The following is a 13,151-nucleotide window of genomic DNA, read 5'->3' on the forward strand; positions in this document are numbered from 1 at the left end:
CCTGAGCCGAGAGTGGCGCACGGGACTAACTGGCAATGCCAGTTACCGTTGACGGCATGGCTGGGTCGGCGACGAGGAAGAGAAACACGGGAAGCGGCGCGAAGGGGGCAGCGGCGCGTAAGCCGCGTACACCCGCGAAGCCTCGTACGTCGTCCGCTCGCAAACCCCCGCCACGCGGGCGCCGCAAGACGCCCGGGATCTTCGGCAAGGGCGTCCGGGGGACCTGGAACCTGCTGGCCAAGGGCCTCGGCACGCTGGCCCGCACGGTCGGCCGCACCCGTGAGCTCGAGCCGGAACACCGCCGCGACGGGCTCGCGCTGGGCCTGATCGGCCTGGGCATCGTCGCGGCCGTCGGCGTCTGGTGGCGCGCGGCCGGGCCGATCGGCACCGGGGTGGAGATCGCCACCCGGACCGTCCTCGGCGCCGGAGCGGTCACGCTGCCGCTGGTGCTGGTCGTCGTCGCCGTCGCGCTGATGCGGTCCGAGCCGCACCCGGAGACGCGGCCGCGGATGGTCGTCGGCACGATCATGGTCGTCCTGTCCGTGCTCGGGATGCTGCACATCTTCACCGCGCTGCCCGACACCAACGACGGCCGGATGTACGCCGGCGGCATCGTCGGCGCCTTCTCCGGCGGCCTGCTCACCATGGGCGTCACCACCTGGGTCGCCGTGCCGCTGCTGATCCTCGCGCTGTTCTTCGGCGTGCTCGTGTTCACCGGCACGCCGGTCCGCGAGATCCCGCACCGGCTGCGCCACTGGGGCCTCGACGAAGAGGAGCTCGCCGAAGCCGAGGCCCAGCGCCCGGGCTTCGCGACCGACGAGGACACCGTCACCGAAACCGACCCGAAGACCGCACGGCTGCGCAAGCCGTCGCGGCGCCGCCAGGGCGGCGAACAGCTCGACCTCGACGCCGCCCTCGCCGAGGTGCCGACGCCGATCAAGCCGCCGAAGGCCCTGCCCAAACCGCCCGCCGAGGTCCCGGAGAAGAAGCCGAAGAAGACCCCGGAACCGCCGCTCGCGGTCACCCGCACGGTCGAGGGCGACTACCAGCTCCCGCCGCCCGACCTGCTGAAGCTCGGCGACGCGCCGAAGTCCCGCAGCAAAGCCAACGACGCCATGATCGAGGCGATCACCGGCGTCCTGGAGCAGTTCAACGTCGACGCGCAGGTCACCGGGTTCACCCGTGGCCCGACGGTCACGCGCTACGAGGTCGAGCTCGGCCCGGGCGTGAAGGTCGAGAAGATCACCGCGCTGACCAAGAACATCGCCTACGCGGTGGCCACCGACAACGTCCGGCTGCTGGCGCCGATCCCGGGCAAGTCCGCGGTCGGCATCGAGGTGCCGAACTCCGACCGCGAGATGGTCCGCCTGGGTGACGTCCTGCGCGCGCCGTCCACGGTCAAGGACAACCACCCGATGGTGATCGGCCTCGGCAAGGACATCGAGGGCCACTTCGTCACCGCGAACCTGACGAAGATGCCCCACCTCCTGGTCGCCGGTTCCACCGGTTCCGGTAAGTCCAGCTTCGTCAACTCGATGCTGGTGTCGCTGCTCGCGCGGGCGACGCCGGACGAGTGCCGGATGATCCTGATCGACCCGAAGATGGTCGAGCTGACGCCGTACGAGGGCATCCCGCACCTGATCACGCCCATCATCACCCAGCCGAAGAAGGCCGCCGCCGCGCTGGCCTGGCTGGTGGAGGAGATGGAGCAGCGCTACCAGGACATGCAGGTCAACAAGGTCCGGCACATCGACGACTACAACAAGAAGGTCAAGTCCGGCGAGATCACCGCGCCGCCGGGGTCCGAGCGCGAGTACCGGCCGTACCCGTACATCATGGCGATCGTCGACGAGCTCGCCGACCTGATGATGACCGCCCCGCGCGACGTCGAAGACGCGATCGTCCGGATCACCCAAAAGGCCCGTGCCGCCGGTATCCACCTGGTCCTGGCCACGCAGCGGCCGTCGGTCGACGTCGTCACCGGCCTGATCAAGACGAACGTGCCTTCGCGGCTGGCCTTCGCGACGTCGTCGCTGACCGACTCGCGCGTCATCCTCGACCAGCCGGGCGCGGAGAAGCTGATCGGCATGGGCGACGCCCTGTACCTGCCGATGGGTGCCGGGAAACCGGTCCGCATCCAGGGCGCGTTCGTCGGCGACGAAGAGATTTCCGCGGTCGTCAACTACGCCAAGGAGCAGGCGCAGCCGGACTACCAGGACGGCGTCACCGCGCAGAAGGCGGGCGAGAAGAAGGAGATCGACCCGGACATCGGCGACGACCTCGACGTCCTGCTGCAGGCGGCGGAGCTGATCGTGACGTCCCAGTTCGGCTCGACGTCGATGCTGCAGCGCAAGCTGCGGGTCGGCTTCGCGAAGGCGGGCCGCCTGATGGACCTGCTGGAGAGCCGCGGCGTGGTCGGCCCGTCGGAGGGCTCGAAGGCCCGCGACGTGCTGATCAAGCCGGAGGAACTGGAGTCGGTCCTGTTCATGATCCGCGGCGGCGGCCCGGTGGACGCCGACGCGGGCGACGACGACGAGTAGCGCGTGCAACCCCGGCTCGGTCCGTTCCGTCCACAGCACGTGGACCTACAGCGATTCGTAGCCGGACTGTTCGCCTTCGCCGTCGTCACGGTGGGCGCCGGGAGCTCGGTCGCCGCGGGGCAGCCCGCCGCCGCCGGGCCCGCCCCGGCGCCGTCGACCGTCAGCGCCCCGGCCGGGCCCGACGTGACCCTGCGGCTCGGGCAGGAGGCCGCCGTGCAGGGGAAGGACCTCACCGTGCGCTACACGCGGCTCGTCGCCGACTCGCGGTGCCGGCCCGGCATGCAGTGCATCTGGCAGGGCGAGGCGACCCTCGCGTTCCTGCTGAAGCAGCCCGGCCGCGGCGAGAGCACCACGGCCGAGCTGCACAGCGGCTCGCGCACCGGCCCGCAGGCGACGTCGTTCGCCGGCAGCCGGGTCGAGCTGGTGTCCGTCAGCGAGGACGGCGGGGAGGCCACCGTCCGGATCAGCTGAGCGGCGTGCCCCAGTGGTCGAGGAAGGCCACTTCGGACAGCGGCGTGCGCGGCGCCGGCTTGAAGTCCGGCACCGTCGTGTACGCCACCGGCAGCAGCCCGACCTGCGTGTGGCCGTCCGGGATGCCGAGGATCTCCGCGGCTTCGGCCTCCCGCGCCAGGTGGTACGTCGTGAGCGTCGAGCCCAGCCCCCGCGAGCGCAGCGCCAGCTGGAAGCTCCACACCGCCGGGAAGATGCCTCCGTAGAAGGCCGCGTCGACCGCGTTGTTCCCGGCCGGGCGGCCGGCCAGGACCGGGATCACGAAGACCGGGACGCGCTCGATCACGTCGATCAAGTGCCGCCCGGAGGCCTGCGCCCGCGACGGCGCGGCACTCGCCCGGTCCGCCAGGTAGGCCTCGCCGACTTCGCGGAAGATCGCGCCGAGCCGGTTCTTCACGTCCTGGTCGCGCACCACGAGCCAGCGCCAGGCCTGGACGTTGCCGGGCGTCGGCGCCTGCAGCGCCAGGTTCAGGCACTCTTCGACGACCTCGGGTTCCACCGGCCGGTCGAGGTCGAGCTTCCGGCGGACCGCTCGGGTCGTGCTGAGCAGATGATCGATGTCCATGCACCCATCCTGACGGGCCCGGGCCGGGCACGCGGCCCGGGCACGTCAGGCTCAGCCGCCGAACTTGCGGACCGCCTGGTAGTACGTCCAAGCCGCGCCCTTGCAGGCGATGTTGGACCCGCAGACGCTCTTCAGGTCGGTGTAGAGGTTGTCGTCGATCTTCAGCCGGTTCGCCGAGGTGAACCGGCCCTGCTTCTTGTAGTTGCGGTAGCCGAAGTCGTGCCGGTGGCAGCCCGGCAGGAACTGCCAGCCGAACGGGGTGTCCGGCGCCCACGAACAGCCGTCGGACGACCAGTCGAGCTGGCCGGAGTACGGGGCGGAGTTCCGGATCGTTTCGAAGCCGGACAGGGACGTCGAGAAGAGGTACTGGTCGGTGACCGCCGGAATGTCGACGGCGGCCGCGGTGCCGGTGCCCAGCAGGGCACCCGCGCCGACAGAAACGGCCACCGTCAAGGTGGCCCCCAGGTTCCGCAGTGTCGTGCGCATCGCGTGCTTCCCTTGCCGATCGGGGGACAAGTGCCCGATCAGCTTCGGGCAGGCCGGTGGCGCACGTCACCGCCCGAAAGGAGGTTTTCACTCAGAGTTGAGGTTTTCCCTCAGAGTTCGAGCAACATTCGCGAATTGCCGAGGGTGTTCGGCTTGACGTACGGGAGGTCGAGGAATTCGGCGACGCCGGTGTCGTGGGACCGCCGCATCTCCTCGTAGACCTCGTGCGAGACCGGCGTGCCGTCGATCTCCACGAACCCGTGCCCGGTGAAGAAGCGGGTCTCGAACGTCAGCACGAACAGCCGTTTGAGACCGAGCTCACGTGCTTCGTCGACCAGCCGGGCCACGAGCACCCGCCCGACCCCCTGGCCGCGGGCGGCCTTGTCGACCACGACGGTGCGCAGCTCGGCGATGTCCTCCCAGAGCACGTGCAGCGCGGCCGCCCCGACCACTTCGTCCCCCACTTCGGCGACCCAGAACTCCTGGACCGCCTCGTACAGCGTGACCAGGTCCTTTTCCAGCAGGACGCGGCCCGCGTCCGAGTCCACCAGGGCCTTGATCTTGCGCACGTCGGCGATCCGGGCGCGGCGGACGGTCGGGCGGAGCGAGTCGGACGGCACGATCGTCCACCCTGCCACATCGCCCGGCACACGCGGCAACACAACCGGGCTACGCCGTCGTCGGGCCGCCCGGGACCGGCGGCTACCCTGAACTTCGTGCCTTCCCCTGCCACGGACCCAGCCGCCACCCGACGCGTCTCCCTGCTGACCCTGGGCTGCGCCCGCAACGAGGTCGACTCGGAGGAGCTGGCGGGCCGGCTCGCGGCCGGCGGCTGGGAGCTGGCCGCCGACCCCGAAGAGTCCGACGTCGTGGTGGTCAACACCTGCGGCTTCGTCGAGTCGGCCAAGAAGGACTCCGTCGACACGCTGCTCGCCGCGTCCGACACGGGCAAGAAGGTCGTCGCCGTCGGCTGCATGGCCGAGCGCTACGGCCACGAGCTCGCCGACAGCCTCCCGGAAGCCGACGCGGTGCTGGGCTTCGACCACTACGCCGACCTCTCGGCCCGGCTCGACGACGTCGTCGCCGGCCGCAAGATCGCCTCGCACACGCCGGGCGACCGCCGCAAGCTGCTCCCGATCAGCCCGGTGGAGCGGCCCGCCGCCGCGGAGAAGGTCGAGGTCCCGGGCCACGGCTGGGGGCCGCGGGTGCTGCGCACGCGCCTCGACGACTCGCCGGTGGCCGCGCTGAAGATCGCTTCCGGCTGCGACCGGCGCTGCTCGTTCTGCGCGATCCCGTCGTTCCGCGGCTCGTTCGTCTCGCGGCAGCCGGACGAGATCGTCGCCGAGGCGATGTGGCTGGCCGAGCACGGCGTCAAGGAGCTGTTCCTGGTCAGCGAGAACTCGACGTCCTACGGCAAGGACTTCGGCCGCGACGGCGCCACCGCGCTGGAGCGGCTGCTGCCGCGGCTGGCGGAGATCGACGGCATCGAGCGCGTCCGCGTCTCCTACCTGCAGCCGGCCGAGACGCGCCCGCAGCTGGTCAAGGCCATCGCGACCACGCCGGGTGTCGCCGAGTACTTCGACCTGTCGTTCCAGCACTCCAGCGAGCAGGTGCTGCGCCGTATGCGCCGGTTCGGCTCGACGGACTCGTTCCTGGCGCTGTGCGAGCAGATCCGCGAGTACGCGCCCGAGGCGGGCATCCGGACCAACGTGATCGTCGGGTTCCCCGGCGAGACCGAGCACGACCTGGCCGAGCTCGAGCGGTTCCTGACGGGCGCGCGCCTCGACGCCGTCGGCGTCTTCGGCTACTCCGACGAGGACGGCACCGAAGCCGAGACGTTCGACGGCAAGCTCGATCCCCAGGAGGTCGCCGAGCGCGTCACGCGGATCTCCGCGCTGGTCGAGGAGCTGACCACGCAGCGCGCGGAGGACCGGATCGGCACCTTCGTCGACGTCCTGGTGGAGCTGGACGACGACGGCGAGCTCACCGGTCGCGCGGCGCACCAGGCCCCCGAGGTCGACGGCGAGTGCATCATCCTCGACGCGCCGGAGAAGGTGCAGGTCGGTGACTTCCTGCGCTGCGAGGTCGTGGACTCGGCGGGCGTGGACCTGATCGTCCGCGCGGTACCGGACGCCGTCCGGTGAGTGCGCTCCCCAGCGACGCCGCCGACGAGGGCCTGGCCCGCGACGCCCCCGCCCAGGTCCCGGAGCCGACCCCGGTCCCGACGCTCAACGTCGCGAACCTCCTGACGCTGTCGCGCCTGGTCCTGGTGCCGTTGTTCGTCGCCGCGCTGTTCGTCGGCGACGGCCACGACACGACCTGGCGCGCGCTCGCCACCGGGCTGTTCGCGATCGCCTCGGCCACCGACCAGCTGGACGGCTGGGTGGCCCGCAAGTACGGCCTGATCACCGACTTCGGCAAGATCGCCGACCCGATCGCGGACAAGGCGCTGACCGGCGCCGCGCTGGTCGGGCTGAGCGTGCTGGGCGAGCTCGGCTGGTGGGTCACGATCGTCATCGCGGTCCGCGAAATCGGCGTGACGCTGCTGCGGTTCTGGGTGATCCGGCACGGCGTGATCCCGGCCAGCCGGGGCGGGAAGGCCAAGACGATGGCGCAGATCGCCGCGATCACGGCGTACCTGCTGCCGCTGCCGGCGGGCGCGGACCCGGTGCGGTGGGCGTTGATGGGGCTGGCACTGGTGCTGACCGTGGTCACCGGCGTCGACTACCTGGTGCGGGCGGTCCGGCTGCGGGCCGCCGGGCGCCGGGTCACCGGGAGCTGAGGGTGGCCGACGCGCCGCGAACGACTCGTCCGGGACCTCCGGCGTCGCGAATGACTCATTCGGGACCTCCGGCGGGCGGCGAGGAGCAGGCCGCCACGCTGATCGCGGCCCTGGCCGCGCGGGGCGAGACCGTCGCGGCGGCCGAGTCGCTGACGGCCGGGCTCGTCTGCGCCACCCTCGCGCGGGTGCCGGGGGCGAGCGCGGCCCTGCGTGGGGGACTGGTCGTCTACGCGACCGAGCTGAAGACCGCACTGGCCGGCGTCGACCCGGAGCTGCTGGCCGAGCACGGCGCCGTCCACCCCGAAGTGGCCGCCCAGCTGGCCGAGGGCGCCCGCGACCGGTGCGGCGCCACCTGGGGCCTCGGGCTCACCGGCGTCGCCGGACCGTCGGCGCAGGACGGCGTCGAACCGGGCACCGTGCACATCGGGCTCGCCGGGCCGGGAACACGGACACCCCGTCTTTCGGGGGCCCGGGTGGCGGAGCCCCCGGCCCGAGGCGAAACTTCGGTTGTCACCGTCCGTACGCTGGCCTTGAGCGGCGACCGCGACTTGATCAGGACCGAGTCGGTCTTGGCCGCGTTTGCCCTGCTCGGGGAACATTTGGGGTGAAATACGCGTTCGCCCTTGGCGTACGTGCACACCAACTCCTGCGCCCGGGGGGCCGCTCTGGGTAACGTAGGGGGTACTTGTTCGGAAGGGAGGCGCGTGATGACCGTGCTGTTGCGTGAGGCGATCGGTGATCGGCTCCGTCATGCCCGCACCAACCAGCGTCGTACGCTGCGCGACATCTCCCGCGCCGCCAGGGTCAGCCTCGGCTACCTCTCGGAGGTCGAACGGGGCCAGAAGGAGGCGTCGAGCGAACTGCTCGCGTCCATCTGCCAGGCCCTGGACCTTCCGCTCGGCGAGCTGCTGCACCACGTGGCGGCGGATGTTTCGGCTCTCGACAACGTCGAGGTCCCACCGGTCGACGAGCGGATCGTGGAAGGCACGCCCCGGGAGAAGCGGGGCGCCGAGGCCTCGGCGGCCGGCATCGAAGGCGGCCGCCTGATGTCGGAACTGATCGGCAACGACCTCGCCGACCTGCGGGTTTCGCCCGCGCCGCGGATGAACACGACGTTGCGGACGACGATCGGGCAGCCGAAGCTGGCGTCCACGATCGCCGCGTGAGGTGTGGCGGGGGGCGAGATGTGCTCGCCCCCGAGCGGTGGCTGCGAGCACCGTTTCACCCCTGATTTCGGCCGACGGCCCCGGGCAACCCGCCCGGGGCCGTCGGCGTTACCTCCAGGGGTGATCAGGGGCGAACCCTGAAATCCCCCGGGGTCGCCTGGAACGGACGTGGCCGACCTGACACGATGGAACCCGACGCCGGGGTCGGTGCGTTGCTAGTGCAGGGGAGTGACGCCCCACCCCGAGTACCAAGGCCCGTGGGACGCAAGAAGGCAGGCGGAGGAGATGGCCAACCCGTTCGTGAAGTTCTGGAAGTACATGATGGCGGCGTTCTCGTCGAAGATCGACGAGCACGCCGACCCGAAGGTACAGATCCAGCAGGCCATCGAGGAGGCGCAGCGCAACCACCAGGCGCTGACGCAGCAGGCCGCCTCCGTGATCGGCAACCAGCGGCAGCTGGAGATGAAGCTCAACCGGCAGCTCGGCGAGGTCGAGAAGCTCCAGGCTTCCACCCGGCAGGCGCTCGTCCTCGCGGACGAGGCGCGCGGCAAGGGTGACGAGCAGAAGGCCACCGAGTTCGAGAACGCCGCGGAGAGCTTCGCGACGCAGCTCGTCACGGCCGAGCAGAGCATCGAGGACCTGAAGACGCTGCACGACCAGTCGCTGCAGGCCGCGGCCCAGGCCAAGAAGGCCGTGGAGCGCAACTCGCAGATGCTGCAGCAGAAGCTGGCCGAGCGCACCAAGCTGCTCTCGCAGTTGGAGCAGGCGAAGATGCAGGAGCAGGTCTCCGCCTCGCTGAACCAGATGAGCCAGCTGGCGGCGCCGGGCAACACGCCGTCGCTGGAAGAGGTCCGCGACAAGATCGAGAAGCGCTACACCACGGCGCTGGGCTCGGCGGAGCTGGCGCAGAACTCGGTCCAGGGGCGCATGATGGAGGTCCAGGCCTCCACCACGCAGATGGCCGGCCAGTCGCGGCTGCAGCAGATCCGCGCGTCGATGCACGGTGACTCGGTCGCCCAGGTGACCGACGGCGGCAAGGCGGCTCCGGCGGCGAGCAGCCAGGCCGACATCCAGCGTGAGATCCAGGCACGGGTACAGGCCGAGCAGGGCAAGAACCCGGCCTGACGACACCGAGGGGGCGAGCACCATGGGTCAGCAGGGCAGACGGCGTGACTTCAGTGAGCTGAGCGCGAAGCTGGAGAAGCACATCGAGAAGCTGCCCGACTACGCGGTGCGCGCCCAGGAACACCTCCAGAAGGTACAGAAGTACTTCCCGCCGGCCGAGCAGGCCGGCGGGAAGCCCGCCCCGCGGCGCCCGAACCCGCTGCAGCGGCCGCCGGTCCGGCGGCCCGACATGACGGCGTCGCTGTCGTCCATGGCGAGCCAGGTCCCGGCGTTCGCCGAGGCCCGGGCCAAGTGGGACCGCTGGAACCACCCGGCCGCGAAGCTCGAACGCCGCAAGCGCCGGACGTCGAAGGCGCTGACGTTGTGGATCATCCTGACGATCCTGTGCGCGGTCGTGACGGTGGCGGCCGCGGTGGGCTGGATCAGCCCGACCCACGCCGCGATGATGCCGCAGGCGATCACGGCGTTCGCGGGAGCCGTCATCTTCGGCACGTTCAGCGTCCGCTCCGGCCTCAAGCTGCGTGAACTCAAGCGCACCCCGATCCCGGCGGCGCCGGCCGGACCGCCGCCGCTGCCGCCCGCCCGCTCGGCGGCCCGTGAGCCGATGGAGCGTCTCGCCGAGTGCGAGGCCTCGCTGACGGAGCTGCTGCGCCAGCTCTCGGTGCCGACTTCGCTCGGGACGCTGCAGGTCTCGGAGGTGTCCGTCGCCGACGCCCGCCAGACGGCCACCGAAGCGGCGGCCGCGTTGCGTGGCTTGGCGGCCCGCATCCAGGCGATCGAGCGCGGCCGCGACTCGGCACCCGCCCGCGAGAAGGCGGCCCTGGACGCGGCGGTGGCCAAGCTCCGCGAGCAGCTCGACGACGGCCTCGAGGGCTACCGCGGCCTGGTCGCCGCGGCCGGCCACACAGTCGCCGCGGCCGGCGACGGCCTGGTGACGTCCAAGCAGGCCCTCACCGACGCCACCGACCACCTGGCCGGCCTCGCCATGGCCCTCCGCGAACTCTCCTGACCCGCAACCCCGTACCGGAACGGTCGGCTCGCGTACCCAGACAGTCGGCTCGCGTACTCAGACAGTCGGCTCGCGGCCGACCCTCCAGGTACGCCAGCTGACCCTCCAGGTACGCGGGCCGACCGTCTGAGTACGTGGGCCGACCCTCCAGGTACGGCTGGGCGGGCCGGAATCCGCGTGGTCCGGGGCGGATCCCGCGTGATCACGCGGGTTTGGGCTTTGTTGCGCCATTCGGGGGCTTGGTTGGGCCGTTCGAGGGCCGCCGACCGGGGGAATCGGCTGGTCGTCACCCGGTGTGCGTGATCGTGCGTTTCACCCCGGCGTCGCGCCCTGTTCACCTTCCGGTGCCGAAACCCGGGCGTAATCGGAATCTGATGGCTACGGAAACGTCCACGCCCTAACGTTTCTGTCATGCATGAAGAGGTGTCACTCGCCGGGAGGCCCGCCGTGCACTGAGGACTGCCGGCACCGACCGTACACAGTGGACTTTCTGGACCGCCGAGGAAAGGACGCCCCGTGAACACGCTCCCGCCGGACCCGGATCCCGTGCCGATCACCCCACCCACCGCCTCCCAGCGCGTCATCGCGGCCTTCGAACGCCTCACCGAGGCCGGCCGTCCCGAACTCTGGACCACCCTCCGCGCCGTCGAAGACGTCCTCGTCGACGCCAAGGCCGTCGACGAACGCGTCAAGGCCGGCGAGGTCCTCCCGCTGGCCGGCACGGTCATCGCCGTCCAGGACCTGATCGACGTCGCGGCCCAGCCGTCCGGCCACGGCGTCCCGGAAACCAGCGCCGCGGTCGTCACCCGGCTCACCGCCGCCGGTGCCGTCGTGCTCGGCAAGACCGGCGCCGCCCCGATCTCCGGCGCCTGGGACCGCACCAAGACCGGGGGCAACGGCGCGGCGGTCGCCGTCGCGCTCGGCGTCGTCGACCTGGCGCTGAGCACCGGGGGTGCCGTTCCGGCGGCGCTGAACGCCGTCGTCGCGGTGAAGCCGACGCGCGGCCTGCTGCCCGCCGCCGACACCGTCTCCGTGTATGCGAACGGCCTGATCGCGGCCCACCGCGCCCTCACGCTGATGACCGGCGGCGACCGCAGCTGGCCCGCCGACGTCCGCCTCGGCGCCGGCGAGCACCCGCGGATCGCCTACCCCGCGGATCTCCCCCTCGGCGAGGCGGCGAGCCTCGCGCTCAAGACCGTCGTCACCCGGCTGACCGCGGCCGGCGCGGTGCTCACCCCGATTTCCGGGCCCGAGCCGGGGTTCGACGGCTTCGACGCCCTCCTCGTGCCGACCGTGCCGGAGCACCCCGGGATCGCCGAAGCGCTGGCCGACCCGGCCGGCGTGGGCCACCGCCTGGCCTCCTGCACGGCCTTCGCGAACCTCCTCGACGTGGCCTCGGTGACCGTCCCGGTGCTCCCGGGCGATCGCCGTCCCTTCGGCGTCACCTTCCTGACGCGCGCGTTCGAAGACCAGATCGCCCTCGACCTGGCGACCGTCTGCACGGACGAGCCGATGACGCCCTACCCCGAGCCGGGGGAGGACGTCGTCGTGTTCGGCGCGCACCTGCGCGGCCAGCCGCTCAACGCCGACCTCACCGCGCTCGGCGCCCGGTTCACCGGACCGGTCCGGACCACCGAGGCCTACCGGATGGTGCTCCTGGACACCGAGCCACCGCAGCCGGGCGTCCTCGACGGCGGCACTGGCCTCGACGGCGAGCGCTGGCGGCTGTCCCCGGCGGCGTTCGAGCGCTTCGCGGCGACGCTGACGCCGCCGTTCGTCCTCGAGCGCGTCGAATTGGCCGACGGCACCACCCCGCTGGCGGTGCGCTGCGACCCAGCCGTGGAGGGCCCCGGCCTGGACCGCTACGAGTCCTGGCGCGGCTACGTGCGCTTCGCGTCTACCGCCGGGCTGCGAGACCCCGGCTGACGCGGCGCACCAAACCCGGCCCGTGCAGCGCGAAGCCCGTGTAGAGCTGCACGAGTGACGCGCCGGCGTCGACGAGCCGGATCGCGTCGTCCGGGCCCATGATCCCGCCGACGCCGATGATCGGCATGCTTCCGCCGGTGTGGTCGTGCACGAACCGCACGACCTCCGCCGCGCGGGTGGTCAGCGGCCGGCCGGACAGTCCTCCCGCCTGTCCGGCCAGGCCGCTTTCCGCGGACGCGATGCCGTCGCGGGACAGGGTCGTGTTCGTGGCGATGATCCCGGCGACGCCGTGGTCGAGCGCGACCTCCAGCAGTTCGGCCAGTGCGTCGTCGGTCAGATCGGGTGCGACCTTCACCAGCACCGGCGTCGGCGAAGCGCCGCCGGCGAGCTCCAGTGACGTCGAGCGCAGCTCGCCGAGCAGTTCGGCGAGGGCGGCGCGGTCCTGCAGCTGCCGCAGTCCCGGCGTGTTCGGCGAGCTGACGTTGATCGCGAAGTAGTCCGCGTACGGGTGCAGCGCCCGCAGCGAGAACCGGTAGTCCTCGACGGCGTCCTCGAGCGGCGTCACCTTCGACTTGCCGATGCTGACCCCCAGCGGGACGCCGGGCTTGCCGTCGCGGGCGAGTTTGGCCGCGAGGGCTTCGGCGCCGTCGTTGTTGAAGCCCATGCGGTTGATCACCGCGTCGCTCGCCGGGAGGCTGAACAGCCGCGGCTTCGGGTTGCCCGGCTGCGCCAGCCGCGTCACCGTGCCGACCTCGACGAACCCGAAGCCCAGCGCGGCCCACGCGGGCAGCGCGCGGCCGTTCTTGTCCATCCCGGCGGCCAGGCCGACGCGGTTGGGGAACCGCAGGCCCAGCACCGTCGCCGGGTCGTCGACGCGGAGTGCGCCACCCAGCGCGGGCGCGGCCTTGCCGAGCCGGGCCAGGATGCTGATCGTGCGCTCGTGCACCAGCTCGGGGTCGTGGTGGGACAGCCGGTACAGCGCCGGGCGGACGATCTTGTCGAAGAACACGCCCCTATGCTGCCAAATCGCCCGGGACCCGCG

13 protein-coding genes are annotated in these 13,151 nt (G+C 71.7%); 9 read left to right on the top strand and 4 right to left on the bottom strand.

Translation table 11 applies throughout. The features are described 5' to 3' along the window. The first annotated feature begins 56 nt into the window (after window positions 1-56). Window positions 57-2,540, top strand: coding sequence for a DNA translocase FtsK (locus tag AB0M30_RS33320; protein WP_364592066.1), 2,484 nt, complete (start codon window positions 57-59; stop codon window positions 2,538-2,540). Window positions 2,541-2,579: 39 nt separating this feature from the next. Further along, window positions 2,580-3,011, top strand: coding sequence for a hypothetical protein (locus AB0M30_RS33325; RefSeq protein ID WP_364592068.1), 432 nt, complete (start codon window positions 2,580-2,582; stop codon window positions 3,009-3,011). Here the strand turns inward: AB0M30_RS33325 and AB0M30_RS33330 are convergent. The 3 genes from AB0M30_RS33330 to AB0M30_RS33340 form a co-directional block, all read right to left on the bottom strand. Further along, window positions 3,004-3,615 (bottom strand): nitroreductase family protein, encoded by a 612-nt coding sequence (locus AB0M30_RS33330; protein ID WP_364592070.1) that lies wholly within the window; start codon window positions 3,613-3,615, stop codon window positions 3,004-3,006. The two genes, AB0M30_RS33325 and AB0M30_RS33330, sit on opposite strands and share 8 nt — an antisense overlap. 51 nt (window positions 3,616-3,666) lie before the next feature. After that, window positions 3,667-4,101 (bottom strand): phospholipase, encoded by a 435-nt coding sequence (locus AB0M30_RS33335; protein ID WP_364592073.1) that lies wholly within the window; start codon window positions 4,099-4,101, stop codon window positions 3,667-3,669. A 110-nt stretch (window positions 4,102-4,211) separates the two neighbouring features. Continuing rightward, entirely contained in the window at window positions 4,212-4,721 is a 510-nt protein-coding gene (locus AB0M30_RS33340) for an amino-acid N-acetyltransferase (RefSeq protein ID WP_364592076.1), read from the bottom strand. Window positions 4,722-4,817: 96 nt separating this feature from the next. On the opposite strand from AB0M30_RS33340, the gene rimO reads away from it, so the two are divergent. The 7 genes from rimO (at window position 4,818) to AB0M30_RS33375 (ending at window position 12,109) form a co-directional block, all read left to right on the top strand. Further along, window positions 4,818-6,245, top strand: coding sequence for a 30S ribosomal protein S12 methylthiotransferase RimO (rimO, locus tag AB0M30_RS33345; protein WP_364592079.1), 1,428 nt, complete (start codon window positions 4,818-4,820; stop codon window positions 6,243-6,245). Continuing rightward, window positions 6,242-6,883 carry a CDP-diacylglycerol--glycerol-3-phosphate 3-phosphatidyltransferase gene (gene pgsA, locus AB0M30_RS33350; RefSeq protein ID WP_364592082.1) on the top strand — a complete coding sequence of 214 codons (642 nt, stop codon included), beginning with the start codon at window positions 6,242-6,244 and terminating at the stop codon, window positions 6,881-6,883. Before rimO ends, pgsA begins: the two co-directional genes overlap by 4 nt. A 50-nt stretch (window positions 6,884-6,933) precedes the next feature. Then, window positions 6,934-7,491, top strand: a complete 558-nt coding sequence (locus AB0M30_RS33355) for a nicotinamide-nucleotide amidohydrolase family protein (protein WP_364592085.1) — start codon at window positions 6,934-6,936, stop codon at window positions 7,489-7,491. A 99-nt stretch (window positions 7,492-7,590) separates the two neighbouring features. Beyond that, window positions 7,591-8,049, top strand: coding sequence for a helix-turn-helix transcriptional regulator (locus tag AB0M30_RS33360; RefSeq protein ID WP_364592088.1), 459 nt, complete (start codon window positions 7,591-7,593; stop codon window positions 8,047-8,049). 285 nt (window positions 8,050-8,334) lie between these two features. Continuing rightward, window positions 8,335-9,174 (top strand): PspA/IM30 family protein, encoded by an 840-nt coding sequence (locus tag AB0M30_RS33365; RefSeq protein ID WP_103335140.1) that lies wholly within the window; start codon window positions 8,335-8,337, stop codon window positions 9,172-9,174. A gap of 22 nt (window positions 9,175-9,196) precedes the next feature. After that, entirely contained in the window at window positions 9,197-10,183 is a 987-nt protein-coding gene (locus tag AB0M30_RS33370; RefSeq protein ID WP_364592091.1) for a hypothetical protein, read from the top strand. 516 nt (window positions 10,184-10,699) lie between these two features. Beyond that, window positions 10,700-12,109, top strand: a complete 1,410-nt coding sequence (locus tag AB0M30_RS33375; protein ID WP_364592094.1) for an amidase family protein — start codon at window positions 10,700-10,702, stop codon at window positions 12,107-12,109. Here the strand turns inward: AB0M30_RS33375 and AB0M30_RS33380 are convergent. After that, entirely contained in the window at window positions 12,081-13,118 is a 1,038-nt protein-coding gene (locus tag AB0M30_RS33380) for a quinone-dependent dihydroorotate dehydrogenase (RefSeq protein WP_364592097.1), read from the bottom strand. The genes AB0M30_RS33375 and AB0M30_RS33380 overlap by 29 nt on opposite strands. Window positions 13,119-13,151: the final 33 nt, after the last annotated feature.

It is taken from the genome of Amycolatopsis sp. NPDC051716 (genome assembly GCF_040681595.1).
Lineage (GTDB): Bacteria > Actinomycetota > Actinomycetes > Mycobacteriales > Pseudonocardiaceae > Amycolatopsis.